The organism is Hymenobacter ruricola, assembly GCF_015694525.1.
Classification (GTDB): domain Bacteria; phylum Bacteroidota; class Bacteroidia; order Cytophagales; family Hymenobacteraceae; genus Hymenobacter; species Hymenobacter ruricola.
Genome location: NZ_JADQDM010000021.1, coordinates 19734 through 44830, shown reverse-complemented (window position 1 = coordinate 44830; position 25097 = coordinate 19734). Strand labels below are relative to the sequence as shown.

At 64.8% G+C, this 25097-nt stretch carries 24 protein-coding genes and 1 riboswitch; of the genes, 10 read left to right on the top strand and 14 right to left on the bottom strand.

The window, feature by feature from the left end:
- Positions 1–81 precede the first annotated feature (81 nt).
- Positions 82–1560 carry an IMP dehydrogenase gene (gene guaB, locus I2H31_RS22965; RefSeq protein WP_196295402.1) on the bottom strand — a complete coding sequence of 493 codons (1479 nt, stop codon included), beginning with the start codon at positions 1558–1560 and terminating at the stop codon, positions 82–84.
- Between the two features lie 285 nt (positions 1561–1845).
- On the opposite strand from guaB, the gene I2H31_RS22960 reads away from it, so the two are divergent.
- Positions 1846–2697, top strand: a complete 852-nt coding sequence (locus I2H31_RS22960; RefSeq protein WP_196295401.1) for an oxidoreductase — start codon at positions 1846–1848, stop codon at positions 2695–2697.
- Positions 2698–2861: 164 nt separating this feature from the next.
- Entirely contained in the window at positions 2862–3704 is an 843-nt protein-coding gene (locus tag I2H31_RS22955) for an FRG domain-containing protein (RefSeq protein ID WP_196295400.1), read from the top strand.
- Positions 3705–3729: 25 nt separating this feature from the next.
- Here I2H31_RS22955 and I2H31_RS22950 read toward each other — a convergent pair whose 3' ends face one another.
- The 4 genes from I2H31_RS22950 to I2H31_RS22935 all read right to left on the bottom strand — a co-directional run bounded on the left by I2H31_RS22950 (position 3730) and on the right by I2H31_RS22935 (position 8731).
- A complete protein-coding gene (locus I2H31_RS22950) occupies positions 3730–4641 on the bottom strand; it encodes a fatty acid desaturase (RefSeq protein WP_196295399.1) in 912 nt (303 codons plus the stop codon).
- 86 nt (positions 4642–4727) lie between these two features.
- Positions 4728–7412 (bottom strand): ATP-dependent helicase HrpB, encoded by a 2685-nt coding sequence (hrpB, locus tag I2H31_RS22945; protein ID WP_317192264.1) that lies wholly within the window; start codon positions 7410–7412, stop codon positions 4728–4730.
- A 9-nt stretch (positions 7413–7421) separates the two neighbouring features.
- Positions 7422–8210 (bottom strand): YqjF family protein, encoded by a 789-nt coding sequence (locus tag I2H31_RS22940; protein ID WP_196295398.1) that lies wholly within the window; start codon positions 8208–8210, stop codon positions 7422–7424.
- A gap of 188 nt (positions 8211–8398) precedes the next feature.
- Entirely contained in the window at positions 8399–8731 is a 333-nt protein-coding gene (locus tag I2H31_RS22935; protein ID WP_196295397.1) for a rhodanese-like domain-containing protein, read from the bottom strand.
- Between the two features lie 67 nt (positions 8732–8798).
- Between I2H31_RS22935 and pnuC the strand changes: the two genes are divergently transcribed.
- Positions 8799–9440, top strand: a complete 642-nt coding sequence (gene pnuC, locus I2H31_RS22930; protein WP_196295396.1) for a nicotinamide riboside transporter PnuC — start codon at positions 8799–8801, stop codon at positions 9438–9440.
- A gap of 98 nt (positions 9441–9538) precedes the next feature.
- Positions 9539–11038: an aldose epimerase family protein gene (locus I2H31_RS22925; RefSeq protein ID WP_196295395.1), complete on the top strand. Its 1500-nt coding sequence runs from the start codon at positions 9539–9541 to the stop codon at positions 11036–11038.
- 73 nt (positions 11039–11111) lie between these two features.
- Here I2H31_RS22925 and I2H31_RS22920 read toward each other — a convergent pair whose 3' ends face one another.
- Positions 11112–11336 (bottom strand): hypothetical protein, encoded by a 225-nt coding sequence (locus I2H31_RS22920; protein ID WP_196295394.1) that lies wholly within the window; start codon positions 11334–11336, stop codon positions 11112–11114.
- Positions 11337–11497: 161 nt separating this feature from the next.
- Positions 11498–11603, top strand: a riboswitch (TPP riboswitch).
- Between the two features lie 58 nt (positions 11604–11661).
- Between I2H31_RS22920 and I2H31_RS22915 the strand changes: the two genes are divergently transcribed.
- Complete coding sequence (locus I2H31_RS22915) at positions 11662–13902, top strand: TonB-dependent receptor (RefSeq protein WP_196295393.1); 2241 nt, start codon at positions 11662–11664, stop codon at positions 13900–13902.
- A 189-nt stretch (positions 13903–14091) separates the two neighbouring features.
- Here I2H31_RS22915 and I2H31_RS22910 read toward each other — a convergent pair whose 3' ends face one another.
- Positions 14092–15852, bottom strand: a complete 1761-nt coding sequence (locus I2H31_RS22910) for an APC family permease (protein WP_196295392.1) — start codon at positions 15850–15852, stop codon at positions 14092–14094.
- Positions 15853–16042: 190 nt separating this feature from the next.
- Between I2H31_RS22910 and I2H31_RS22905 the strand changes: the two genes are divergently transcribed.
- Positions 16043–17278, top strand: coding sequence for an acyl-CoA dehydrogenase family protein (locus I2H31_RS22905; RefSeq protein ID WP_230688007.1), 1236 nt, complete (start codon positions 16043–16045; stop codon positions 17276–17278).
- 77 nt (positions 17279–17355) lie between these two features.
- On the opposite strand, the gene I2H31_RS22900 is transcribed toward I2H31_RS22905, so the two are convergent.
- From I2H31_RS22900 to I2H31_RS22885, 4 genes are all read right to left on the bottom strand, one after another.
- Positions 17356–17715, bottom strand: coding sequence for a hypothetical protein (locus I2H31_RS22900; protein WP_196295391.1), 360 nt, complete (start codon positions 17713–17715; stop codon positions 17356–17358).
- 78 nt (positions 17716–17793) lie between these two features.
- A complete protein-coding gene (locus tag I2H31_RS22895; RefSeq protein WP_196295390.1) occupies positions 17794–18162 on the bottom strand; it encodes a DUF4177 domain-containing protein in 369 nt (122 codons plus the stop codon).
- A 46-nt stretch (positions 18163–18208) separates the two neighbouring features.
- Positions 18209–18664 (bottom strand): hypothetical protein, encoded by a 456-nt coding sequence (locus I2H31_RS22890; protein WP_196295389.1) that lies wholly within the window; start codon positions 18662–18664, stop codon positions 18209–18211.
- 53 nt (positions 18665–18717) lie between these two features.
- On the bottom strand, positions 18718–19842 hold the full coding sequence (locus I2H31_RS22885) for a hypothetical protein (protein WP_196295388.1): 1125 nt from the start codon (positions 19840–19842) through the stop codon (positions 18718–18720).
- A 143-nt stretch (positions 19843–19985) separates the two neighbouring features.
- On the opposite strand from I2H31_RS22885, the gene I2H31_RS22880 reads away from it, so the two are divergent.
- The 4 genes from I2H31_RS22880 (at position 19986) to queG (ending at position 23072) form a co-directional block, all read left to right on the top strand.
- Positions 19986–20333, top strand: a complete 348-nt coding sequence (locus I2H31_RS22880) for an HIRAN domain-containing protein (protein WP_196295387.1) — start codon at positions 19986–19988, stop codon at positions 20331–20333.
- 158 nt (positions 20334–20491) lie between these two features.
- On the top strand, positions 20492–21547 hold the full coding sequence (ruvB, locus tag I2H31_RS22875; RefSeq protein WP_196295386.1) for a Holliday junction branch migration DNA helicase RuvB: 1056 nt from the start codon (positions 20492–20494) through the stop codon (positions 21545–21547).
- A 65-nt stretch (positions 21548–21612) separates the two neighbouring features.
- A complete protein-coding gene (locus I2H31_RS22870; protein WP_196295385.1) occupies positions 21613–22095 on the top strand; it encodes a YdeI/OmpD-associated family protein in 483 nt (160 codons plus the stop codon).
- A 17-nt stretch (positions 22096–22112) separates the two neighbouring features.
- On the top strand, positions 22113–23072 hold the full coding sequence (queG, locus tag I2H31_RS22865; protein WP_196295384.1) for a tRNA epoxyqueuosine(34) reductase QueG: 960 nt from the start codon (positions 22113–22115) through the stop codon (positions 23070–23072).
- On the opposite strand, the gene I2H31_RS22860 is transcribed toward queG, so the two are convergent.
- The 3 genes from I2H31_RS22860 to I2H31_RS22850 all read right to left on the bottom strand — a co-directional run bounded on the left by I2H31_RS22860 (position 23039) and on the right by I2H31_RS22850 (position 25059).
- On the bottom strand, positions 23039–23254 hold the full coding sequence (locus tag I2H31_RS22860; protein ID WP_196295383.1) for a hypothetical protein: 216 nt from the start codon (positions 23252–23254) through the stop codon (positions 23039–23041). The two genes, queG and I2H31_RS22860, sit on opposite strands and share 34 nt — an antisense overlap.
- A gap of 222 nt (positions 23255–23476) precedes the next feature.
- A complete protein-coding gene (locus tag I2H31_RS22855) occupies positions 23477–24334 on the bottom strand; it encodes a ferritin-like domain-containing protein (RefSeq protein WP_196295382.1) in 858 nt (285 codons plus the stop codon).
- Positions 24331–25059, bottom strand: a complete 729-nt coding sequence (locus tag I2H31_RS22850) for a ferritin-like domain-containing protein (protein ID WP_196295381.1) — start codon at positions 25057–25059, stop codon at positions 24331–24333. Before I2H31_RS22850 ends, I2H31_RS22855 begins: the two co-directional genes overlap by 4 nt.
- Positions 25060–25097 lie beyond the last annotated feature (38 nt).

Below are 25097 nucleotides of genomic sequence, written 5' to 3'. Positions count from 1 at the left end.
CAACATTATGGCCACGGCAAAGAGCCCCGCCAGTGTAAACCGACGGGGCTCTTTGGGTTTCAGCCTGCTAAAGCCACCGGGCTAGCGGCTCGAATAATTGGGGGCTTCGCGGGTGATTTGCACGTCGTGCGGGTGCGACTCGCGCAGGCCGGCCCCGGTGATGCGCACAAACTGCGCCGCCTGCAGGGCTTCCAGGTTGGCCGCGCCCACGTAGCCCATGCCGGCGCGCAGCCCGCCCGCCAGCTGGTAAATCACCTCCGACACGTTGCCCTTGAAGGGCACGCGGCCCACAATGCCCTCGGGTACCAGCTTCTTCACGTCGTCCTCGGCGTCCTGGAAGTACCGGTCCTTGCTGCCGTCCTCCATGGCCTCCACCGAGCCCATGCCGCGGTAGCTCTTGTACTTGCGGCCTTCGTAGATGATGAGGTCGCCGGGCGCTTCCTCGGTGCCGGCCAGCAAGGAGCCCACCATCACGGCGGCGGCGCCCCCGGCCAGGGCCTTCACGATGTCGCCCGAAAACTTGATGCCTCCGTCGGCCACCAGCGTCACGCCGGTGCCTTCCAGGCCTTTGGCGGCTTCGAGCACCGCCGACAGCTGCGGCACGCCAATGCCCGCGATGATGCGCGTGGTGCAGATGGAGCCCGGCCCCACGCCCACCTTCACCACGTCGGCGCCGGCGTCGGCCAGGGCCCGGGCGCCGGCGGCGGTGGCCACGTTGCCGGCCATCACGGGCAGGTTGGGGTAGGCTTTTTTGATGGTGCGCACGGCGTCCATCACGCCCTTGGAATGGCCGTGGGCGGTGTCGAGGCTCACGAGGTCGACGCCGGCCTCGACCAGCGCAGCCACGCGGGGCAGCAGGTCGGCCGTGACGCCCACGGCGGCGCCCACGCGCAGGCGGCCCTGGCCGTCTTTGCTGGCGTGCGGGGCGCGGCGGCGCTTGCGAATGTCTTTGTAAGTCATGAGGCCGGCCAGGCGGCCGTCGGCGTCCACCAGCGGCAGCTTGTCGACTTTGCTGTCGGTGAGGAGCTGCTCGGCGGCAGCCTGGTCGATGCCGGCGGGGGCCGTGACGAGGCGGGCCAGCGGAATCATGACGGTGGTCACGGGCTGGGCCAGGTCGGCTTCAAAACGCAGGTCGCGGCTGGTGAGGATGCCCTGCAGCAGCCGGTCCTCGGCCACCACGGGGATGCCGCCAATGTTGTGCTTGCGCATGAGCTGGCGGGCGTCGGCCAGGGTGGCGGTGGGCGGCAGGGTGAACGGGTCCTGAATCAGGGTCGATTCGCTGCGCTTCACGCGGCGCACCTGCTCGGCCTGCGCCTTGACGGACATGTTCTTGTGGATGATGCCCAGGCCGCCTTCCTGCGCCAGCGCGATGGCCATATCTGACTCCGTGACGGTGTCCATGGCCGCCGAAATCAGCGGGGTGTGCAGCCGGATGGTGGGGGTGAGGCGGGTGCCGGTGTCGCAGTTTCGGGGCAAAACCTCGGAGTACGCTGGCAGCAGCAGCACGTCGTCGTAGGTGAGGGCCTCGAAGGCAATTTTGGGGGGTGCGGAATCCGCCATGGCAAAAGGGGTTGGGGGTTTGGGCCTTTTGCCAGGCAAAGGTACGGCGGGAAGTTGGGTTGAAAGCCAGAAAAACGATTCCTGAATGTAGTGTTTCTGTCATCCTGAGCGCAGTAAAGGACCTTCTCGCGGCTGGTGCATTAAGGAGGTTACTGCTGCCTGGTATTCGGTAAAAAGGCCCTTTGCTGCGCTCAGGATGACAGAAACAGTCCCAGTACACCCTTCTTTATAAACAATTACGCCCCGCAATCCGTCTTAGCGGCTACCATTTCATTGCCTCTTTTTATGCCCGATACTACTCCCAAAACCTGGTTCATCACCGGCGCCTCGTCCGGCTTTGGCGAAGCCCTGGCCGACTACATTCTGGAAAAAGGTGGCCGCGTGGCCGCCACCTTCCGCAAGCCCGAGCAGGCGGCGGCCTTTACGGCCCGCGAACCCGAGCGCACCTTTGGCGCCGTGTGCGACGTGACCAACGAAGGCCAGGTGAAAACGGCCATCGCCGATTCCATTGCCCGTTTTGGCTACCTCGATGTCATCGTGAACAACGCCGGCTACGGCTCCATGGGCAGCATCGAAGAAGTGCCGGCCGAAGAAGTGCAGCGGCAGTTCGACGTAAACGTGTTTGGGGCGTTGCACGTGTTGCGGGCGGTGCTGCCCCACCTGCGCGAGCGCCGCAGCGGCCACGTGCTGAACATCACCAGCATCGGCGGGCTGCGCACGTTCCCCGGCGTGGGCATTTATAATGCCTCCAAGTTTGCGCTCGAAGCCATTGGCGAGAGCCTTTCGCTGCAAGTGGGGCCGTTGGGCATCAAGGTCACCAACATCGAGCCCAGCGGCTTCCGCACCAAGTGGGCGGGCGAGTCGGCCACCATCGCCAATACTAATATCGACGACTACCAGGCCACGGTGGGCGAAAACATCCGCAGCATTCAGGGCTACAGCGGGCGCCAGCCCGGCGACCCCGTGCGCGCCGCCAAAGCCATGTACGAGGTGGTGTATCTGGAAAACCCGCCCCTGCACCTGCCGCTGGGCAAAGCGGCCGTGAAAGGCGCCCGCGAGAAGTTTGCGGCCCTCACCAACGAGCTGGAGCAGTACGCCGAGATGGGCGACGCGGCCGATTTTCCGGCGGGCGAATAGCCTTTTTAGCGCAAAAAGCTACGGCCGGTGTTTCGTTTCAGCCTGAGCGAAATGCCGGCCGTTTTCGTGGGGCGCGGGGTCCAGTTGGCGCGGCCACGGGTAAGCTCTTCGTTATCCAAAGCGGCAAGTTTGCCGTTCTTGCGGCACCACCGCTTGTTCTTAGTATGCCGCTCACCACCAACGACCACCGCGCCAATTCCTGGGAGGATTTGCAGCGCCTGCTGTTCCAGAACACCTGGGACGGGCGCATCGGGCGGTTTCGCTCGCCGTTTGTGTACCGGGGCAGCCGCTCGCGCCACTACCGGCTCGATACCAGCCTGCAGCGCCTCGGCGGCGAGTACCACAACCTGGAGCACCACCTGCTGCGCAACTTCCGCAAGTACGCCCGCGACACGCCAACGCAGGTGGCCGGTGCCAGCACCTGGGACTGGCTGGCCCTGGCCCAGCACCACGGCCTGCCCACCCGCCTGCTCGACTGGACGTACTCGCCCTACGTGGCCCTGCACTTTGCCACCGACGACCTTGAAGCCTACCACGAAGACGGCATTGTGTGGGCCCTGAACTACGTGAAAGCTGCCGAGCACCTGCCCCAGCGGCTGCGTCAGGCCCTGCACCAGGAGGGCTCCAATGTCTTCACCTCGGAGCTGCTGCAACCCGTGACGGGCAGCCTGGCCGACCTGGAAGAGCTGCAGGCTGAACCCTACGTGCTGTTTCTGGAGCCGCCCAGCCTCGATGCCCGCATCGTGCACCAGTACGCCCTTTTTTCGTTGATGAGCACCGCCCAAAGCGTGCTACACGACTGGCTGGCCGCCCGCCCCGAGCTGTATTTTCGCATCATCATCCCGGCCGAGCTCAAGTGGGAAGTGCGCGACAAACTCGACCAGGCCAACATCACCGAGCGGGTGCTGCTGCCGGGCCTGGGGGGCCTCAGCCGCTGGCTGCACCGCCACTATTCGCCCGCCCGGGGCCGCGACGCCGGTGGGCCCGGCGGCGAGCTGCCCGGCTAAGGCCGCAGCCACTATTGGCTAGGAATTAGTCCTGCCAGGGCCAGTGCCAGCGGAATTTGTGCTCTTTGGCGCGGGCTTTCTGGGTGGGGGCGTGGCCCACCACCTGCACGTCCCACACCAGGCCCACGGCACGTAGCAGCGCCACCAGGTACCAGCCCAGGTCCAGCTCGTACCAGGCGGTGCTCATCTTGGCCGAGCTGGGGTGGGCGTGGTGGTTGTTGTGGAAGCCCTCGCCGAAGGACAGCGCGCCCAGCACCCAGTTGTTGAAGCCGTGCTCTGCGGCGTCGTCGATGTCGTAGCGGGCGTAGCCGTACTTGTGCGACACAAAGCCCACGAACCAGTGCCCTAGGATGGTGACGCTGACGCGCAGGGGCACGCACACTATCATGGCTTCAAATCCAAAAAACGCCCAGATGAGCCCGGCCGCGGCCAGCACGTGCAGGTACCAGGTTTTCTCCAGAAACGCCAGCCACGGGTCGTGCAGGTCCTCGTCGGGGATTTCGTAGCGGCCGATGTCGCCGGACTTGAGCGCGAAGTGCAGGTTCCAGTAGTAGTCGCGGGCCATGGAATGGTCGTAGCGGAAGTAGGCCGGGCAGTCGACGCGGTTTTGCCAGTAGTCGCGGAAGTAGTGCACCCGCACCCACGACAGCGGCCCGCCCAGCCCCGTGTGCACAAACAGGTACGCCAGCAGCCCCCGCGTGAAACGGGCGCAGCGGTAGGAGCGGTGAATGATGCCCCGGTGCAGCCCAATGGAGTGCCCAAACCCCACCGTGACCACCGTGAGCACCGCCGAAGCCAGGCTGCGCGGCCCCGACAAGCTGGAGAAGCCCCACACCAGCGCCGGGGCCAGCATCAAATACAGCCAGCCGATTTTCAGCCACCCGGGAGTGAGCTTGTCACCGGCAATAACGGGCGAGGAATCGGGGGCTGAGGCCATAGTGGGCGGGGATGAAGTGGACTTTTAACAAAATTAACCCCCAGCCACTTCGCGTGCGAACGAAAAGCTTATTGCTGGCCACAAGCTTATTGCCCCAGCCGTTTTTTGGTCAGCTTGGTGGGAATGTGCTCCATCGGCTTGTCGGGCCAGGGGTGCTTGGGGTAGCGGCCCTTCAGGTCCTTGCGCACCTCAAAGTAGCCCTTCTCCCAAAAGCTGCGCAGGTCGCGGGTGACCTGGGCCGGCCGGCCGCCGGGCGAAAGCAAATGCAGCAGCAGCAGCACGCGCCCGCCGGCCACGGTGGGCGTTTCGGTGAGGCCAAACAGCTCCTGGAGCTTCACGGCCAGCACCGGCGCGGCGGGGTCGCCGTAGTCGAGGGTAATGTGCGAGCCGCTGGGCACTTCCAGCGCGGCCGGCGCCAGGCGGTCCAGCTCTTGGCGCTGATTCCAGCCGCCGGGCAGGCGGGCCAGCAGCGGCTCCGTCAGGTCGAGGCGCTGCACCTCGGCCAGGGTTTTGAGGCCGGTGAGGTGCGGGCCCAGCCAGTCGGCCAGCTCCCGGGCCAGCGTCTCGTCGTCGAAGGCGGGCCAGCTTTCGGCCGCCGCTTCCCCGGTTTCGCCCGCCGGGAAATGCCGCCGCAAGAACTCCAGCCGCTGCTGCAGCTGCCGGGCGTGGGGCGTCCAGTTGAGCTTGCCCAGCCCGGCTTCCAGCAAATAGGCCAGCAGGGCTTCGGCTACCAGCTCCGGCCGGGGCTGGCCGATGACTTTTTCTTCCAGCAGCAACGCGCCCAGGCGGCGCACCCAGCGGCCCGTCACGCGCTGGGCCGCCGGGTCGTAGCGCACCTCCTCGGTGGTCGTAATCTGGTCGGCAAAAGCCAGCTCCAGCTCGTCCTGCTCCAGCGGGGCGGCTAGCGTGGCCCGCGGCGCCGAGGCCGTGCCCGCCAGGTGCGCCACCGCGAAAAAAGTGGCCTGCGCGTCCACGTCCGTCGTGTTCAAACTCACCCGCTGGCCCGTCACGAGGCGCAGCCGGTCGTGCGTTTCGCGCTGGGCCAGTCGGTCGGGGTAGGCCAGCGCCGTGAGCAGGCCCACGGGTGATGTGCTGATTAACTGATTGGCGGATGTGCTGTCGGCTTTTCCCAGGCGGCCGGTCAGGTTGCGGGCCACGTCGCGCACGCGCTGCAAGGTGGCGTGGTGCAGGGCCAGGCCCGGCAGCGGCGGCCGGCCGCTGGCCAGCGCTTCGAGGCGCAGGCGCAGGTCGGGCGGGGCAGGGCGGGTGTCGGTGGGCGCGGCCCAACGCAGCAGGTCGCGCTCGGACAGCAGCGCCGCCAGCGAAGCGGCTGCCGCGCCGTGGCCCAGCTCCTGCCCGCGCACGACCAAGTGCCCCAGCCGCGGTGGCAACCCCAGTGCCGCCAGCTGCCGGCCGTGGGATGTGGGCTTGGTTTTTAATGAAGAATTATTCGACGTCCCCAAATCTTCGTTCGTCATTCTTAATTCTTCATTAAGCGAAGCTGAATGTGAAGCGTCCAATGCTCCCAGGCGCAACAGCAGGTCCTGAGCCTGGCCATAGGCGGCGGCCGGCGGCACGTCGAGCCAGCGCAGGCTGCCGGGGCCAGCGGCGCCCCACAGGGCTAGCTCCAGCACCAGGCTGCTGAGGTCGGCGGTCTGGATTTCGGGCGGGCGGTGGGCCGGCAGGTTGGGGTGCTCGGCTTCGGTCCAGAGGCGGTAGCAGGTGCCGGGCGCCAGGCGGCCGGCGCGGCCCCGGCGCTGGTCGGCGGCGGCGCGGGCCACGGGCACGGTTTCGAGGGTGGTGAAGCCGGTGCGTGGCACGAAGCGCGGCACCCGCGCAAAGCCCCCGTCAATCACCACCCGCACGCCCTCAATGGTGAGGCTGGTTTCGGCAATACTGGTGGCCAGGATGACCTTGCGCCGTCCGCCGCGCACGGGCCGCAGGGCAGCATCCTGCGCTTCGAGGGGCAATTCGCCGTGCAGCAGGTGCAGGTCTACGTGCTCGGGCAGGGCCTCCTGGAGCTTGCGGGCGCTGCGCTGCAAGTCGCCCACGCCGGGCAGGAACACCAGAATATCGCCTTCCGGGTGCGCGTTCAGGGCGGCCCGCACCTGCGCGGGCACCAGCTCGGCCAGTCGGTCGGCAGGCTTGGTGGGCAGGCTGGCGGCGCGGCGCGGGTCGAGGTAATGCGTTTCGATGGGAAACAAAAAACCGGCCGACGACACCACCGGCGCGGGCAGCCACTGCCCCAGCCGCTGGGCTTCCAGCGTGGCGCTCATTATCAGGATGCGCAGCTCGGGCCGCAGCACGGCCTGCGCATCCAGGGCCAGCGCCAGGCCGAGGTCGGCATTCAGGCTGCGCTCGTGGAACTCATCAAACACCACGGCCGCCACGCCTTCCAGGGCCGGGTCGTCCTGAATCATGCGCGTGAGAATGCCTTCGGTAATGACCTCCACGCGGGTTTTCCGGCTCACCTTGCTGTCCAGGCGCACGCGGTAGCCGATGGTGCGGCCCACGGGCTCGCCCAGCAGCTGCGCCAGGCGGGCGGCGGCCCCGCGCACGGCCAGCTGGCGCGGCTCCAGCACCAGGATTTTATCCTGCGGCGCACGCCACTCGGCGGCCAGCAGCTCCAGCGGCACCACGGTGGTTTTGCCGGCGCCGGGCGGGGCTTCCAGCACCACGCGGCTGTGGGCCGCCAGGGCCGCCCGCAGCTCGGGTAGCGCCGCGAGGATGGGCAAATCGGGGAGGGGCGGCAGGACGAAGGCGGGGTTCACCCGGCAAAATTACACCTGCTGCATGGGCCACAGCTCCACGCTCACGGGGCCGCCCGCGTGCACCACCGGCGCGCCGGCGGGCGTGGGCAGGCCGTGGCTTTCCACCAGCGACGACTCGTAGTGCAGCACCTGTGCGCTGCTCAGCGGCCAGGGCGCGTGGGCCACCCGGCCCCGGTAGAGCTTGGTCTGGGCTTTATTGCTGGCGTAGAGGCAGTACCGCTCGGTGAGGAAAAAGGCCAGCGAGCCCGGTTCGGCCGGGGGCAGGGGCGCGCCGATTTTCCAGGTGGCGCGGAAGTGGGCGGCCGGCTTGCCAGCGTGCGTGCGCCGGGCCGTGAACTGCCGCAGCTGCGCGCCGGGGCTTTCCAGGCGCATGGTGGCGCGCAGGTAGGGCAGGTGGAAAAACGTGCGCGCCACCCACACGGCCAGCGGGCTGGTGGCATCGAGCGAGAAAAACCACACGCCGGGCACGCCGTCGAGGTGCACGTAGGTGCGCACGTTCAGCTCCAGAAATTCATCGCTGCCGGGCAGGGGCGGGGTCACGCGGGTGCTCACCTTCGACATTTTGAAGGGCACCACGCCCAGCCAGGCCATGCCCTCGTGCGTGTCGGCCTGCAGCCGCGGCGGCAGGTGCGGCTGCAGCAGCGCCGCCGGTACCGGCCAGTGCAGAAACAGCAGCTCGCTCCACTGCTGGCGGAGCAGCGGCGCGCCCACGGGCCGCTCGCGCAGGGCCAGCCGGGCGGCCAGCGTGGGGGCGTTGGGGTCGGCTGCGGCCGGCGGGGCAAATGGTAAGTCAAGCATGGCAGAAGCAAAGTGTGCTTCTACAACGGATTTCAGGCTCAAACGATTGCGGAAATGTCTGCCGCGTCGGCAGAACGGTCATGCCGAGCGCAGCGAAGCATCTTGCCCGCAATAGTAAATGATTAGTGCTGGCGGTAAAGATGCTTCGACTGCGCTCGGCATGACGTTCTTTATATCTGCGTGATGCTTCAGTACGTCGGAAATGCCGGGTCGACCTGCGCGGCCCAGGCGGCCACACCGCCGCGCAGGTTCAGCACGTTGGCGCGGCCCAGGCGGTGGCGCAGGTAGCCCGCGGCCTGGCCCGAGCGCACGCCGTGGTGGCAAATGACCACCACCGGGCCGTCCTGGCGGATTTCGTCGGTGCGACGCGTGAGCTCGCCCAGCGGCAGAAGCCGGCTGCCGGGCAGGTGGCAGTAGTCGTATTCTTCGGGTTCGCGCACGTCGACGAGCTGCAGGTCGTCGCCGGCTTGCAGGCGGCGGTGCAGCTCTTCGGGGCTGATTTCGAGGGGGGCGCTTTCCATGGCAGGGGTTAGAGCGGGCAAAAGTAGGGCCCGGGCTCTACCTTGCGGCGCAACTTCCCCGCTCGCCTTGGCCGCCTTGTCTGTTTCCGATGTTCTGCCCGCGGCGCTGGCCGCCATTCGCGCCGCTAGTCCGCTGGAGGTGGCCGGCGTGGTGACGGGCGTGGCCTGTGTGTGGCTGGCGGCCCGCAATTCCATCCTGAATTTCCCCATTGGCATCCTCAACGGCGGGCTCTACCTGGTGGTGTTCTGGCAGAGCCGGCTCTATTCCGACGCCGGTTTGCAACTGGCCTTTGTGGCGCTGCTGGTCTACGGCTGGGCCAGGTGGCTGCACGGCGGCGCGGGCGCCGAGGCCGCGCCGCTGCCCATCACGCGCACGCCCGGCCCGGTGGCGGGGTGGCTGGCGGCGGCGGGGCTGCTCTACGCCGCCGGGGCGGGCTTCCTGTTTGCCGAGCACACCAACGCCGCCCTGCCCTACTGGGACAGCAGCACCACGGCCATCAGCCTGGCGGCGCAGCTGCTGCTCTCGCGCCGCCACCTCGAAAACTGGCTGCTCTGGATTGGCGTTGATGTGGCCTACGTGGGCATGTACTGGCACCGCGAGCTGTACCTCACCAGCGGGCTCTACGTGGTGTTTTTGGGGCTGGCGGCCTACGGCTACTGGCAGTGGCGCCGCGAGTTGGCGGCGGCCGCTACGGCGGGCACGCACTAATATGTAAGGCGATAGCACGGGCAGAAGCTAATTAAGTCGTAGCGCCGTGCAATCTTTGTCCGGCCGTGCGTTCGGAGGCACCCCCGTTATTCCACCCGATGACGGCTCCCTTGCGCCGGGGTTTCCCTTCCATCCCCCGCCTTTCCGCCCTCTCTTTGCTGCGCATTTCCCTTACCGGCCCCGAATCCACGGGCAAATCGACGTTGGCGGCCCAGCTGGCGGCGCACTACGGCACGTCCTTCGCCCCCGAATACGCCCGCGAATACCTCGCCGACACCGGCCCGCACTACACCCTGGCCGACATTGAAGAAATAGCCCGCGGCCAGCTGCGCGCCGAAGCCGAAGCCGTGCGCACGGCCCGGCACGTGGTGTTTTGCGACAGCGACCTGCTGGTGATAAAAATCTGGGCCGAGCACGCCTTCGGCACCTGCCCCGAGTGGATACTGCGCCGGATTGACGAGCAGCAGTACGACCTAGTGCTGCTCATGGGCGTGGACCTGCCCTGGCTGCCCGACCCCCTGCGCGAGCACCCGCACCTGCGCCAGCAGTTCTACGACCTCTACCAGCGCGAGCTGCGGGACCGAATGTCCAACTTTGCCGAAATTTCGGGCTCCGGCGAGCGCCGCTTCGCCCAGGCCCGCTTTCTCGTTGATGAACTGCTGCGCACGGCCGAAACCCCGTCTGTGCTGCACGAAGACCCAATCCCGTACGCCACCATGCCTTCGCACTACACTTTGCGCACGCCGCAGTGCTGCGCCACGTTCGCGGCCCGCGGGGCCGAGCTCACCAGCCTCGTCACCACCGCCAACGACCTGGAATACGTGTGGCCCGGCGACCCCGCCGTGTGGGCCCGCCACGCGCCCGTGCTGTTCCCCCTGGTGGGCCGCCTGCCCGGCGACGCCTACCACTACCAGGGCCGCGACTACAAGCTGCCCCAGCACGGCTTTGCCCGCGACCAGGAGTTTGCCGTGCTGCGCCACGACGAAACCGAGCTGGTGTTCCAGCTGCAGCACGACGAAACCACCCAAACTGTCTTCCCCTTCGCCTTTGAGCTGACCATCACCTACGTGCTGCGCGGCACCGAGCTCACCGTGCGCTGGGACGTGCGCAACCCGGCTGCCACCCAGCCGCTGCTCTTCAGCATCGGGGCGCACCCGGCCGTGCGCTGCCCGCTGCTGCCGGGCGAAGCCTTTGAGGATTATTACTTTGAGTTCGACCACCCCGTCACGCTGGAGCGGCACCTGCTGCAGGGCGGCCTGCTCACGGGCCAAACCGCGGCCGTGCTAAACGAAGAGCGCGAGCTGCCCCTGAGCTACGAGCTGTTTGCCGACGACGCGCTGGTTTTCAAGCACTACGACTTCTCCGGACTGGTGCTGCGCTCGCGCAAGTCGGCGCATTTCGTGCGGTTTCAGTTCGACGGCTTTCCCTACCTCGGCCTCTGGACCAAAGGGCCCGGCGCGGGCTTTGTGTGCGTAGAGCCCTGGTACGGCGTGGCCAGCCCGGCCGGCGAGCCCGGCGAGCTGCGCGACAAAGAAGGCATCCTGACACTGGAGCCGGGCCAGGTGTTCACCGCCGCCTACACCATTGAAGTGAGTTAAGCGTCAAAAAGTTAGGAGTAAAAAAGGCCCGCCTGGATTATCAGGCGGGCCTTTTTAATTTTTAACCAATGCCTTACAACTCCACCCGGCGGCGGTTGTAATCGGGTTCCCAGTCGCTGATGGGGCGCGAAATACCGGGCGGCAGGTCGAGGTCGGGCAGGCCGGGGTCGTGCGGTTCGCCGCCGTCATCGTCGCCGTCGGAGGGCGGCGGGGGCGGCAGCACGCGCCGGCGGCGCGGCATCACCAGCACGAAGAGGAAGAATGCGCAAAAGGCGACGGCGTAGACGAGATTGAGCATGACGAAAGCAGCTTAAGCGGGGCGATGCCTATGAACGCAAGCCCCCGGCCCGACGTTGCGCGGCCGACGTCCCTAAATTAACTGATAGCCAGCAAACGCGCACGCTCCGGGCCCGGCAATAAGTAAAAAAAGCGCGCCCGCCGCCCACAGTGTTACCTTTGCGGCCTGTTTAGGGGTGCTGAGGTTGTGTACAACCTCGGCTGAGATGATACCCATCGAACCTGAACCGGGTAATGCCGGCGCAGGGAACAAACAATCCGCGGACGTTTCCGCCGCCGCTCCGACCCCTGGGGCGACGGCGCGTTCCATCTTTAGCTGTTGACTTTTGAAAACTGTACTGCTCGTCGGCGCCGCCCTCGTGGGGCTGGCCGCTGCCCCGGCACGGGCCCAAGAAACCGCCCCGCCCGACACCGCCAAGCTGCGCCGCATCCTGACGCCCGAGGCCGTGGTGACCGCCACCCGCGCCACCGACAAAACCGGCACCGCCTACCAAAACGTGAGCCGCCAGGAGCTGCAAGCCCGCAATTTCGGCCAAGACATTCCCTACCTGCTCGACCAGACGCCCAGCGTGACGACGACCTCCGACGCGGGCACCGGCGTGGGCTACACCGGCATCCGCATTCGCGGCACCGACGGCACCCGCATCAACGTGACGCTGAACGGCGTGCCGGTGAACGAGGCCGAAAGCCACGGCGTGTTTTTTGTCGATTTGCCGGATTTGGCTTCGTCCACCCAAAGCATTCAGGTGCAGCGCGGGGCCGGGCCCAGCACCAACGGCGCGGGCGCCTTCGGGGCCAGCCTGAACGTGGAAACCCTCGGCCTGCGGCCGAAAGCCTACGCCGAAGTCAACAACTCGGCCGGCTCGTTTGGCACCTGGAAAAGCACGATAATGGCCGGCACGGGGCTGCTCAACGGCCATTTCGCGGTGGACGCCCGTGCCTCGCGGGTGCAGAGCGACGGCTACGTGGACCGCGCCTCATCGCGGCTGAAGTCGCTGTACCTGACCGGCACGTATTCGGATGAGAAGACCCTGCTACGGGCTTTGGTATTGACTGGCTACGAAACCACCTACCAAAGCTGGTACGGCCTGGCCGACTCGCTGCTGCGCAAAAACCGCCGCTACAACGAAGCCGGCACCGACGCTGGCCAGCACCTGCCCGCCTATAAAAACCAGACCGACAATTACCAGCAGGACTACTACCAGTTCCTGATTTCGCGCCAGCTCGCACCCACCCTAAACCTGAGCGTGACGCCCTTCTGGACGCGCGGCGGCGGCTACTACGAGGAGTACAAGGCTAATCAGGATTTTGAAAAATATGGCATTGGTGGCCCGGTGTATCAGCCGGCGGCCGGCGGCGGGTTCGATACGCTGCGTACCACCGACGTCATCCGGCGGCGCTGGCTCAAAACGGATATGTACGGCGCCACCTTCGCCCTGCAGGCCCGGCCCACGAGTGGCCGCATCACCGAGGCTACGCTGGGCGGGGCCGTGGTGGGCTACCGGGGCCAGCATTTCGATGAGCTGACCTGGGCCCAGCGCGGCACCTTCATCCCCGAAACCGGCACGCGCTACGACGACGAACCCAATGCCCACAAGCAGGACATCAACGTGTACGGCCGCGTGAACGTGGGCCTGACCGATAAGCTGGCCGGCTTCGCCGACCTGCAAAACCGCTACGTGCGCTACGAGCTGTACGCACCCGACGGCCGCCCCAACGGCGCCAAAAGCCAGCAAACGGCCCGTTTCACCTTCCTCAACCCCAAGTTGGGCCTCACCTACCAGCTGCGCCCCAGCACCCAGGTGTACGCCTCCTTTGCGCTGGCCCAGCGCGAGCCCACCCGCACCGACTACACCGACACGCCCGCCGAGCGCCGGCCCACCGCCGAAACCCTCTACAACTACGAGCTGGGCCTGCGCCGCGCCACCGAAAAGGTGCAGGTCAACCTGAACCTCTACTACATGTACTACCACAACCAGCTGGTACTGAGCGGGCAGCTGGACGACGTGGGCAACGCCATTCACACCAACGTGGCCGAGTCGTACCGCCGCGGCGTCGAAGCGCAGGTGACCTTTAAGCCCGTGCCCGCCCTGAGCCTAACGGCCACCGCCACCGCCAGCCAGAACAAAATCAACAACTACACCGACTACCTGACCGACTACGACCAGGGCGGCGAAAAAGCCACCACCTACCAGCAAACCAATATTGCTTTCTCGCCCGGTTTCACGGCCGCCTACACCGTGGAGTACGAAGCCCTGCCCGGCCTGAAGCTGGCCACGCTGGTCCGCTACGCCGGCCGTCAGTACCTCGACAATACCAGCACCGAGTCGCGTAGCATCAGCCCTTACTACGTGCAGGACCTGCGCCTGCGCTACCTCTGGCACCCGCAAAAACTGGGCTTTCAGGAAATTGAGCTGGCCGGGCTGCTCAACAACATTTTCGACACGGAGTACGTGAATAATGGCGCCACTTACGGCTACGTAAGCGGCGGGCAAGCTCAGTATTCCACCTATTACTACCCGCAGGCCAAAACCAATTTCCTGGCCTCGCTGAACCTGCGTTTCTGAACCGCAGATTCTGCAGATTTAACGGATTTCACAGATTTTTTGTGGCCGGCTTCTAAAATTGATTTGTAAAAAGGCTACTCATTTAGAGTGGCCTTTTTTATTGCGCCTGCGGCGGCACGTTATCATCCCTTAAAGAAGAATCTGTGAAATCCGTTAAATCTGCAGAATCTGCGGTTCAGAAACCACCGCTCAGATAATCAGGCGTACGCCGCCGAGCTCCGAAATCTGGTACGGAAACCGGTCGCCGGGCGAGCCGATGAACATGAAGTTTTTGGGGATGTTCCACCGCTCCGACAGTTCCTCGATGAGCGCCGGGCCAAAGCTGCCTTCTATCGTCACGAAGTCGACCTCGATTTGCTCGTAGGCGCGGTCCAGCACCCGGATGTCGTTCAGCAGTTCGTCGGGGTATTGTTCGCCGGGCTTGAGCAGCGTCACGATTTTCAGGCGGTTGGTGAATTCGTTTTCCACCACGTAAGTCATCACCTTGTTGAGGTTGGCCACGTTGTCGCCCTTCGTAAAAAACACGAACTCCTGCTGGGCCAACTCCCGCAGCTGCCGGCGCACCTTGAGGCGGGCCAGGCGCGCCACCCGCGGCAGGTGCCGCGCCAAAGACTCCACCGCCGACATTGCCAGGTTGAGGATGGCAATGCGGTTGAGCATGATGGACACCACGGCCATGGCCGGCAGGAAGTATTCGAGGAACACAATCAGGTACTCGGGGTGAATGCGGACGTTGCCGAACAGGGCCACCAGCACGCCCAGCAACGCCAGCGTGACCGTGAGAATGCCCGCGTACACCGGCCGCGGCAGGTTGGGCCGCTTGCCTTTGAGCAAAAAATTGCCCAGCGCAAAAAACGCCATCACCGACAAAAACGAAATGGTATAAACGCCCGCCAGCGGCCCCAACTGCCCCTGCGTGATGAACAGCACCGAGCAGCACAGCAGGAAGAAAACGATAAGGATAAGGTAGTTGCTGCCCCGCTTGTTTTCGCGCAGAAACACCTGGGGCAGAATGCGGTCCAGCGTCATGCGCTTCATCAGGCCGCTCACGCCCACGAAGGACGTGAGCACGGCCCCGCTGAGCACGGCCACGGCATTCACCGAAATGAGCTTGCCCAGCCAGGGCCCGCCCGTAACGGTGCCCAGGTGCGAAAGCAGGGTTTCGGTGTGCTGGCCCACCTCGGCCAGCGGCAGCACCGCAATGGCCAGAAACGCCAGCAGCGGGTTGAACACCGTGACCACCACCCACATGTTCCGCAGCGTTTTCTGAAACACGCCCTGGGCCTGCTCCTCCACGAAGTTGGCCGAGCTTTCGAACCCCGAAATGCCCAGCATGGCCGCGCTGAACCCAAAGAACAATGCTCCCAGGATGCTGCCGCCTTTCACTGGCACGTGGAAGTTGAGCGACAGATTGGGCATGCCGTGCGTGGCCAGGTACCACACGGCCACGCCCACCAGCAGCGTGAGCGACGCCAGATGCGTGAGAAAGATGATGACCGCCACGATGGCCGACTCCGACATGCCCAGCAGCGTGAGCACCAAAAACAGCCCCAGCAGCCCCATGGTGGCCCAAATGATGGGTAGCCCATGCCACAGCGTGTGCAGGTAGTGCATGGCTTCGTTGGCCGAGAGCACGGCCGTGGCCATGTACGACAGGATGGTGAGGCAGGCGGCCAGCGCGGCGTTGCGCTTGCTGGTGGTGTTCAGCAGCACGTTGTAGGCGCCGCCGTTCAGGGGCAGGGCGCCCACCACCTCGCCGTAGATGCGCCGAAACAGAAACAGCACCGCGCCCACCACCAGCAGGGCCAGCCAAGCGTACTGCCCGGCGTAGGAAATGGCCAGCGCCGACACATAGAGGCACGAAGAAGAAATGTCGTTGCCGCAAATGGCGGTGGCTTCCAACTCGTTTAGCTTGGCGGCGTGGTGGGTGGGAGGCCCGGTGGTGGACATGGTGAGAAACGTATGAATTTTTGGCAAGCATACGACGCCGCGCGTTAAAAGGAGGGCCCGCCCGCGCCGCCAACCGAAAACAGGGCACTTCCGGCCCGTGGCCTTCCAGCCAGCCGAACCGCACCTGCGCCCCGGCTGTTACCTTTGCGGCCGCATTCCCACTCATTCTCACCGCCCCACTTCCCCGCTTATGTCTTCGCAAGCCGACGTACTTTCCCCCGAATCCAAAGCCCACACCGCCCAAAAGGGCAGCACCAACGCCAACGGCTTCACCGATTATTTCGACCTCGACGGCCTGTTGACCGAGGAGCACCTGCTCATCCGCCAGTCCATCCGCGACTTCGTCAAAAAGGAAATCAGCCCCAACATCGAGAAATGGGCCCAACAAGGGCACTTCGAAAGCAGCATGGTGCGCAAGTTCGGCGACGTAGGCGCCTTCGGCCCCACCATTCCGCAGGAGTACGGTGGCGGCGGCCTCGACTACATCAGCTACGGCCTCATCATGCAGGAAATCGAGCGCGGCGACTCCGGCATGCGCTCCACCGCCTCGGTGCAGGGTTCGCTCGTCATGTTCCCGATTTACGCCTACGGCTCCGAAGAGCAGCGCCGCAAGTACCTGCCCAAGCTGGCCAGCGGCGAGTGGCTGGGCTGCTTCGGCCTCACCGAGCCCGACCACGGCTCGAACCCCGGCGGCATGACCACCAACATTAAGGACATGGGCGACCATTACCTGCTGAACGGCGCCAAGCTCTGGATTTCGAACTCGCCCGAGTGCCAGGTGGCCGTGGTGTGGGCCAAGAACGAGCAGGGCCGCATCAAAGGCGTCATCGTGGAGCGCGGCATGGAAGGCTTCAGCACCCCCGAAATCCACAACAAGTGGAGCCTGCGCGCCAGCACCACCGGCGAGCTGGTGTTTGAGGACGTGAAAATCCCCAAAGAGAATATTCTGCCCAACATTGACGGGCTCAAAGGTCCGCTGTCCTGCCTCGATTCGGCCCGCTTCGGCATTGCCTGGGGCGCCATCGGCGCGGCCATCGATTGCTACGAGTCGGCCCTGAAATACTCCTTGCAGCGCGAGCAGTTCGGCAAACCGATTGCCAGCTACCAGCTCCAGCAGAAGAAGCTGGCCGAAATGATTACCGAAATCACCAAGGCCCAGCTCATGGCCTGGCGCCTGGGCGTGCTCAAAAACGAAGGCAAAGCCACCTCGGCTCAGATTTCGATGGCCAAGCGCAACTCGGTGGAAATGGCCCTGCACATTGCCCGCGAAGCCCGCCAAATTCACGGCGGCATGGGCATCACCGGCGAGTACCCCATCATGCGCCATATGATGAACCTGGAATCGGTGATTACCTACGAAGGCACCCACGACATCCACCTGCTCATCACCGGTGCCGACATCACGGGCATTCAGGCATTTAAATAGGCAGCAGCAGTTGGGTTAAATCTTAACAGCAAACGGCCGCTCCAAGTAATTGGGGCGGCCGTTTGCTTGCGGGCTGCTTAGCGTTTCTCCAGAAGATAAGCCGTCGTCATCATTCCTTCTATGGCTTGAGGAGTTGCCTGAATGACGACCCAACCCTGCTGCTTAAGCTCATTGATTTTTTGAAGCTCGGCCATGTGTAGTTTATTCATGGACTGGGTAATTTGCTTGGCCGAGGTGTTGCGGGCGTCTACATCAACAACCGTGCTTTTACCAGCGGCGTCTACTACGGTGACCTCTGCTTTGCTTGTGAAGCCGGCGAACGTAGCGCTGCCGATTACCATCATGTACCCGCTTGGCTCGGCCGGGGCCTTCGGATAAAATGCCCACGAGCCGGCCACGGCCAGCGCCAGGGCGGTGGAGAGAAACACTTTTTTCATAAGCGTCAAAGAAGAAGGGGAGTTAATTGCGCCCGCAACTTACTCCACCAACCGCTTTGCTAACGTGACTGCAGTGACCTAGCGCCGCTCCATCATGTACACGGTTTCGGTGGTGGCGCCCACGCCCACGGTGCTCTGGGCCACGCTCACCAGCCGCCAGCCCTGGGCGGCTAGCTTATTCACTTGCAGCAGCTCGGCATGGTGCAGAGCCACGGCCACGTCGGTGGTGCTGCGGTCCGAGCTGGGCTTCACGTTGGTGAGGCGCTGCACCTGCTGCTTGCCATCGGGCTGAATGGTCACGATTTCGGGCACGTAGGACTCGTTGCCCGGCCGGCCGCTGCCCACCACCATCAGGTAGACCGTGGGCGCGGGGGCGGCGTTGGGGTAAAAGGCCCAGGAGCCGGCCACGGCCAGCGCCAGCGCAACGGAAGAAAGCACTTTTTTCATAAGCGGAAAAGTAGATGAATGGCAATGCCCTTGCAATCTAGGCTATTTACTGCACCACCAGCCGGCGCACCGCCCCGCCGCTGCGCACCAAGTACACGCCCGCTGGCAATCCCTCGGGCAGCCGCAGGCGGGCCGTGCCACCGGCATCGGCCGTGGCACTGAGCGGCATCCGGCCCAGTGCGTCGAGCAGGATGAGCGGGGCGTGAGGCGGGGCCCCGGTGAGGGTGGCCGTGCCGTGGGCGGAATCGGGAAAGACGGAGAAGGTGGCACGGCCAGGGGCGGCGGCCAGCGCCAGTTGGTTGAGGCGGATGCTCACGGTGCCCGTGTTGCCGTTGTTGCCCGTGAGCAGGTCCAGGCCGCCGTCTACATCGCCCATGACGATGCAGTAGGTAAGGCCGCCCCCCGCGCTCACGCCGAACTGCTGAGCGCCGCGGAACGCGCCACCGTCGTTGAACTGCACGCTCACCGTATTGGCGCCGTTGTCGGCGGTGAGAAGGTCCAAATCCCCGTTCCAGTTATGGTGTGGTAGTTGTCAAAATTATGGGCCAGTGGATTTTATTCCTCCAGCAGTTCCGCCAGCCGCCCGATTTCGGCCCGGGCCGCGGCCACGTCCTCGTCGTCGGGGTGGTTGGCTTCCACCACTTCCACAAACCCGGTCATCATGGCCATCATCGCTTCGCGGGTGTGGCGGGCGTCTTCGGCCGTCACCTCCGGAGCGTCGGATGCGTCGCCCCGGCCACTCATCAGAAAGTCCTCAAGGCTGCCCACGGCCGACACGGCGGCCACCGAGCTCAGGGCGCACACGTGCGCGGCCTGGTAGAGGCGCAGCATTTCCGACCAGGTGAGGGCAAATGGCACGTCGTCTTCGGCGGCCAGCAGGCGGTCGGCCAGCCGCGTCAGCGCCTTCTTCCGAAACCGCGGCACATCGGCCAGCGCCCGGGCAAAGGGCGTTTCGCCCAGGCCGGCCAGCAGGTGGGGCAGGCGCAAGGCCAGGGCCAGCGTCGCGCGTTGCGCGTGGGTGAAGGACACCTGCACGGCGGCCTCTTCGGCGTCCTCGGCCTCGTCGGCGGCATCCAGGGCGGCGGCCCGCTCGTCCTCGGGCGAGCTGCCGGGCGGGTAGTAGGGCCGCAGCGTATCGGCCAGCCGGCTGAAAATGCTTTCCGTTTGCAGGCGGCGCATGCGCAGCTCCTCCTGCAGGTCGGCGTCGTTGGCGCTGAGGTAGTGGCCGATGTTTTCCAGCAGCGCCTCGCCCTGGCTCAACAGGTAGGTCCGCAGGCTTTCGGTGCCCTCGTCCGACACGTTATGGCGGCCCAAGTAGGCCTGCAAGGGCGGCCCGAGGGGGCTTTCGTACACCTGAATGCCAATCTGGATAAAGTCGAACAGCTCCAGCGTGTGCAGGGCCATCACGCGGGCCAGCGCGGGCGTGTCCTTCACGTTGGCCAGCCGCTGCACGGCGTCCAGGTCGTAGCCCAACAGCTCAGTTAGGGCCATGGGCACGGGGTCTTCGTCGTGGCCCATCAGCATGTAGTTGGCCACGCTGCCCAGCATCAGCAGCGGCTTCAGGGCCTCGAAGAGCTCGGGCGGCACCTGGGCCACCTGCCGTTCCAGCTCGGCCTCAAATTCTTCGTTTGGCTCGGGTGTGGGGTCAAATTCGGCGTCGTCGTCATTAATCGCAGCCATGGCATACCGGCAAAAAGTGCCACTCACGATGGCGCCGGTAAGTTGGGGGTAAAAGTTGGAAAATGCTGCACCCGTGCGCGAAGGAGAACGCCGGGCCGGGGCCACCGTGCCCAAACCCGCCGCCCGTGCCGTAATTTGGCCCCATGATGAAAATCGTCACCGCTTCTGAACCGCTCGTGCTGCTCGAATGCCTCGTGGCCGGCACCTCGCACCGCCCCAATCTGGAGAAATACGAGCCCAAATTGCAAGTCGGCCAGGCCCTGCTGCTCACCCGCGAGCCCGACAACCACTACGACGACTGGGCCGTGCAGGTGCACACCGCCCCGCCCGACTCGCCCGACAACGTCTGGCTCGGCTACCTGCCCGAAGGCCGCAACGAAACCGTGGCCCGGCTCCTCGATGCCGGCAAGCACCTCTCGGCCCGCCTCAACCACAAATCCTGGGAAACCGACTGGCTGCACCTCGACATTGAGGTGCTGCTGCACGAGTAAAAAGTCTTTTCAGGCCGTCTGTCATCCTGAGCATTCTGCTTTCGCAGAATGCTCAGGATGACAGACGATTTTTCTTTAGTACACGGAGCTTTTTTGCAGGCAAATTAGTTACTCATTAGCTTAGCAACGAGCGACCAATAATTTTAGCAACTATATCTATGCGCGAAGCCTTTCTCACCGGCGGCACCGACGGGTTTGATGCCACCGACAAGGACATCGACAAAGCCCTGCGGCCGCTCAGTTTCGACGATTTTACGGGCCAGGATAAAATTCTGGAGAACCTGAAGGTCTTCGTGGCCGCCGCCAAGCAGCGCGGCGACGCCCTCGACCACGTGCTGCTGCACGGCCCTCCCGGCCTGGGCAAAACCACCCTCTCGCACATCATCGCCAACGAACTGGGCTCGGGCATCAAGATGACCAGCGGCCCGGTGCTGGATAAGCCTAGCGACCTGGCCGGCCTGCTCACCAATCTGGAGCCGCACGACGTGCTGTTCATCGACGAAATCCACCGCCTCAACCCCGTGGTGGAAGAGTACCTGTACTCGGCGATGGAGGACTACCGCATCGACATCATGCTCGACTCGGGCCCCAACGCCCGCTCGGTGCAGATTTCGCTGTCGCCCTTCACCCTGGTGGGCGCCACCACGCGCTCGGGCATGCTCACGGCGCCGCTGCGGGCCCGCTTCGGCATCTCGGCCCGCCTGGAGTACTACGATTCCAAGCTGCTGACCACCATTGTGCAGCGCTCGGCCGAAATCCTGGGCACGCCCATCCACGAAGATGCGGCCTTTGAAATTGCCCGCCGCTCGCGCGGCACGCCCCGCATCGCCAACAACCTGCTGCGCCGCACCCGCGACTTTGCCCAAATCAAAGGCGACGGCACCATCACGGTCGAAATCGCGCAGTTTGCCCTCAATGCCCTCGACGTAGACGCCCGCGGCCTCGACGACATGGACAAGCGCATCCTGACCACGATTATCGACAAGTTCAAGGGCGGCCCGGTGGGCATCAGCACCATCGCCACGGCCTGCGGCGAAGAGGGCGAAACCATCGAAGAAGTGTACGAGCCCTTCCTCATTCAGGAAGGCTACATCAAGCGCACCAGCCGCGGCCGCGAGGCCACTGAGGCGGCATACCAGCACCTGGGGCGGCTGTTGCCCAACCACCTGCGCGGCAACAACGGCGCCAGCCTGTTTGACGAGATAACCTCGTAACCTGTTTTGTCCTGTGAAAACGCACCGCCCGCCGGCGGTGCGTTTTTGCGTGTAGTCAGTTGCTCATGCACACTTTTACCGCGACGCTGGAGCTGATTGGCGTGAACCCGTTTGTGCAGGTGCCCGATGCGGTGCTGGCCGACGTGTTTGCCCAGGCGGGGCGCAGCAAAGGCCCTATCCGCGTGCACGGCACCGTGCACGGCCGGCCCTACCAGCAAACGCTGGTGCGCTACGCCGGCCTCTGGCGCCTCTACATCAACCTGCTGATGCTGCCCAACTCGCCCCGCCGCATCGGCGAGGTGCTGGACATTGCCCTGGATTACAACCCGGTGGCCGCGCCGGTGCTCAGTTGCCCGGCCTTCGAGCAGGCGCTGGCCGAAACTCCCGAAGCCCGGGAGGTGTTTGCCCGGCTGGCGCCCTCGTGGCAGCACGAGGTGGTGCGCTACCTCCTCAGCCTGAAAACCGCTGAGAGCCTCGAGCGCAACCTGGGCCTTGCCATTGGCTTTTTGCTGGGCAAAAACCGCTTCGTCGGCCGCGACCGGCCTTAACTTCACTTCTGCCAAGCATGCTTCCACAGTCTCAATGGGCCCCGTTCATCAAGCGCCGCGCGGCGGAGCTGGGCTTCATGGCCTGCGGCATCTCGAAGGCCGAGTTTTTGGAGGAAGAAGCCCCGCGCCTTGAAACCTGGCTCACGAAGCGCATGAACGGCCGCATGGGCTACATGGAAAACCACTTCGACAAGCGCCTCGACCCGCGCCTGCTGGTGGACGGCGCCAAATCGGTGATTTCGCTGCTGCTCAACTACTACCCCGCGCCGGAAAATCAGCAGTCCGACGATACGCTCAAAATCAGCAAGTACGCTTACGGGCGCGACTACCACTTCGTCATCAAAGACAAGCTGAAGATGCTGCTGGCCGACATGGAAGCCGAAATCGGCCAGATTGGTGGGCGCTGCTTCGTCGATTCGGCCCCGGTGCTGGACAAGGCCTGGGCGAAGAAATCTGGTCTGGGCTGGGTGGGCAAAAATTCGAACCTGATAACGCCGGGCACGGGCTCGTTCTATTTCATCGCCGAACTGATTGTGGATGTGGACCTGCCCGCCGACGGGCCCATCCGCGACTACTGCGGCACTTGCACCAAGTGCCTCGACGCCTGCCCCACGCAGGCCATTACGGAGCCCTACGTGGTGGACGGTAGCAAGTGCATCAGCTACTTCACCATCGAACTCAAGGACCAGATTCCGACCGAGGTGGCCGGACAGTTCGGCAACTGGGTCTTTGGCTGCGACATCTGCCAGGACGTGTGCCCCTGGAACCGCTTCAGCAAACCGCACACCGAGCCGCAGTTCGACCCCGCGCCCGGCCTGAAAGACCTGACGCCCGGCGACTGGCGCGAAATCACCCACGAATTATTTACGGAGCTGTTTCGCCAGTCGGCCGTGAAGCGCACGGGCTACGAGGGGCTAAAACGCAACATCCAATTTGTGGCCGCCTACCCGACCGCCACCACCGGCGAAACGCCGTGAGGGTTGCCAAACACCTTTTTCAGCACCCGCCGGTACACCCGTGCAAACTGCTGGTAGCACCAGGCCCGGAAATCGGACAGCTCGGCGGGGAGCAGCATTTTGAGGGCTTTGCGCAGCTCTTTCTCGAACAGCGCCTTGCTGAAGCTGACCTTGACCAGAATCATTTTTACGTAGTCTAGCATAGCATCAGAGAATACGAGGAAGGGGAAGGGTGGAGGTGGCCGCGGGCCCTACGGGAGAGCTTGGCAGCTGCCTGATAATGAAGGTACAACCGGCCGGCGGGGCAACGCAATAGCTTGCGCCTGGTGCAGCCGGCTTGGGTGCCCGGATACGCAAAAAGAGCGGCCAGGGCCACTCTTTTTCTGCAAAATGCCAAAATTTTATATCGCGCTATATTGCCCTCTTTAGAAGAACAGGCTGAGGGCCGCTTGAGCTGCGGCGGAGCTTATGGGCTCGTCAAATGCCTCAGCAATGGACTCATCGCTCACGAAAGTGAGCCTGAACACGTTCAGGATGGTGGGGAAGGGCACCGTGGCGCCGGCCAGCCGCTCGTGCAGCAAGTTTTCCTCGCCGCCCGTGGCGGCAGTGGCCAAGGCCTGGGCCCCGGCTGGGCGCGCAATGGCGGCGTCGGTGCTGCTGGGCCAGTTTTTCACGGTGGCACCGCGGCTGCGGCGCAGCCCGCGCACGTGGGCCGAATGCTCGGCCTCGACGGCGTGAATGCGCAGGGCCGCTTTGTAGAGCTTGGCGTCGTAGGCGATGTTGAACACCTGCCCTTTGTAGAGCCGCACGCTCAGGTCTTCGAGCTGCTGGGCCAGGGCCAGAAAGTCATCGTACACGCTCAGCACGTTGGGAAACAGCACGGGGTTGGCGGCCACGTTGCGCTGCCCGCTGAAATCGAAGGCCGGCATTGGGGGCAAAATGGCGCCGCCGTCTTGCAGGGCCTGCGTGAGCAGGGCCACGTGCTGGTTCTGATGGCGCAGGATGCGCTGGAAATCGGGGGCCTGCGCGGCCGGAATCAGCCCGTTCACGGCCAGGGCCCGGGTGTAGAAGGCCGACACTAGGCGCTCCAGCAGTAGCAGCTGGCTCACGGCGTCGAGCGAAGTGTCTTTGGTTTCGGCGGCGGCGGGCAGGGCCGCGCCCAGGCCCAGCGGCAGCGCCGCCACGGCGGCCCGGCCCAGTTGCTGCAGCAACGCCCGGCGCGGCGCGGCGCCCCCGGCCGGGGGCGTGGCCGCCAAATGGTCAAGAAGGGAAATCAGCTTCATACAACGGGAACGGGCAAACTGGCGACGGAAATGACGTAAGGGGCAAAAAACGGCGCCAGCGCGGCGTTCACTTCCACCGGGGTTTTCGGGAGAAGCTGGCCGGCGGCGTCCACCACGTCGTCGTTGGCAAAAGAGCCGGGCACGAGCAGGTCGCGCACCACGGCCGCGTGGCGGGCCTGCACCGACGAGGCCTTCAGCAGCAACTGGCGCTGGTAGGAGGCGGCGCTGCTAAACAGCGGAATAATGACCGGGTAGAAGGCCGCGGCCAAATCTTCCAGCTTTTGTGCGGCGGCCAGCAGGCCTGCCCGCGTGCTGAGCGTGAAGGAGCTGAGGTTGAACGCAAAATCGGTAGGAAACAGCTGTGCCGTCAGGGCGGGGTCAAGGTAGTAGCGCAGCAGCTCGCGGTAGGCTACCTCGTGGTCGTACATGTTCAGGAAGAGGGCGCGCTCGGGCGCCGTCAGGTCGGCGGGCGGGGTTTCAACCACTTTCTGGTACAAGGTCGACTTCGCCAGCGCCAGCAAGTAGGTCTGATAAAACAGGCCGTTATCGTCGGCGGGCAGGGGCAGCAGGTGCGGGTCGGGGAGTTCGGGAGTCGGGGTCGAGGTGTCGCACCCCGTGGCGGCCACGAGGGCCACCGTGGCCGCCGATGCGGCCGAAACCCGTAGAAAACCGCGCCGTCCCAGCGGTTGTGCCCGCCAGGCGGGCGAATGGGAGTGTTCAGACATGCTTAGCTAATTCAATCGGCCGGCCCGAAACCTCGGGC

Coding starts and splice junctions, on each gene's coding strand:
- I2H31_RS22860 (WP_196295383.1), bottom strand. CDS start 23,254: ATGCTAGACTACGTAAAAATGATTCTGGTCAAGGTCAGCTTCAGCAAG.
- I2H31_RS22850 (WP_196295381.1), bottom strand. CDS start 25,059: ATGTCTGAACACTCCCATTCGCCCGCCTGGCGGGCACAACCGCTGGGA.
- ruvB (WP_196295386.1), top strand. CDS start 20,492: ATGCGCGAAGCCTTTCTCACCGGCGGCACCGACGGGTTTGATGCCACC.
- I2H31_RS22900 (WP_196295391.1), bottom strand. CDS start 17,715: ATGAAAAAAGTGTTTCTCTCCACCGCCCTGGCGCTGGCCGTGGCCGGC.
- I2H31_RS22885 (WP_196295388.1), bottom strand. CDS start 19,842: ATGGCTGCGATTAATGACGACGACGCCGAATTTGACCCCACACCCGAG.
- I2H31_RS22905 (WP_230688007.1), top strand. CDS start 16,043: ATGTCTTCGCAAGCCGACGTACTTTCCCCCGAATCCAAAGCCCACACC.
- I2H31_RS22935 (WP_196295397.1), bottom strand. CDS start 8,731: ATGGAAAGCGCCCCCCTCGAAATCAGCCCCGAAGAGCTGCACCGCCGC.
- guaB (WP_196295402.1), bottom strand. CDS start 1,560: ATGGCGGATTCCGCACCCCCCAAAATTGCCTTCGAGGCCCTCACCTAC.
- I2H31_RS22870 (WP_196295385.1), top strand. CDS start 21,613: ATGCACACTTTTACCGCGACGCTGGAGCTGATTGGCGTGAACCCGTTT.
- I2H31_RS22950 (WP_196295399.1), bottom strand. CDS start 4,641: ATGGCCTCAGCCCCCGATTCCTCGCCCGTTATTGCCGGTGACAAGCTC.
- I2H31_RS22940 (WP_196295398.1), bottom strand. CDS start 8,210: ATGCTTGACTTACCATTTGCCCCGCCGGCCGCAGCCGACCCCAACGCC.
- I2H31_RS22880 (WP_196295387.1), top strand. CDS start 19,986: ATGATGAAAATCGTCACCGCTTCTGAACCGCTCGTGCTGCTCGAATGC.
- I2H31_RS22910 (WP_196295392.1), bottom strand. CDS start 15,852: ATGTCCACCACCGGGCCTCCCACCCACCACGCCGCCAAGCTAAACGAG.
- I2H31_RS22955 (WP_196295400.1), top strand. CDS start 2,862: ATGCCGCTCACCACCAACGACCACCGCGCCAATTCCTGGGAGGATTTG.
- I2H31_RS22920 (WP_196295394.1), bottom strand. CDS start 11,336: ATGCTCAATCTCGTCTACGCCGTCGCCTTTTGCGCATTCTTCCTCTTC.
- I2H31_RS22960 (WP_196295401.1), top strand. CDS start 1,846: ATGCCCGATACTACTCCCAAAACCTGGTTCATCACCGGCGCCTCGTCC.
- I2H31_RS22895 (WP_196295390.1), bottom strand. CDS start 18,162: ATGAAAAAAGTGCTTTCTTCCGTTGCGCTGGCGCTGGCCGTGGCCGGC.
- queG (WP_196295384.1), top strand. CDS start 22,113: ATGCTTCCACAGTCTCAATGGGCCCCGTTCATCAAGCGCCGCGCGGCG.
- I2H31_RS22925 (WP_196295395.1), top strand. CDS start 9,539: ATGACGGCTCCCTTGCGCCGGGGTTTCCCTTCCATCCCCCGCCTTTCC.
- I2H31_RS22855 (WP_196295382.1), bottom strand. CDS start 24,334: ATGAAGCTGATTTCCCTTCTTGACCATTTGGCGGCCACGCCCCCGGCC.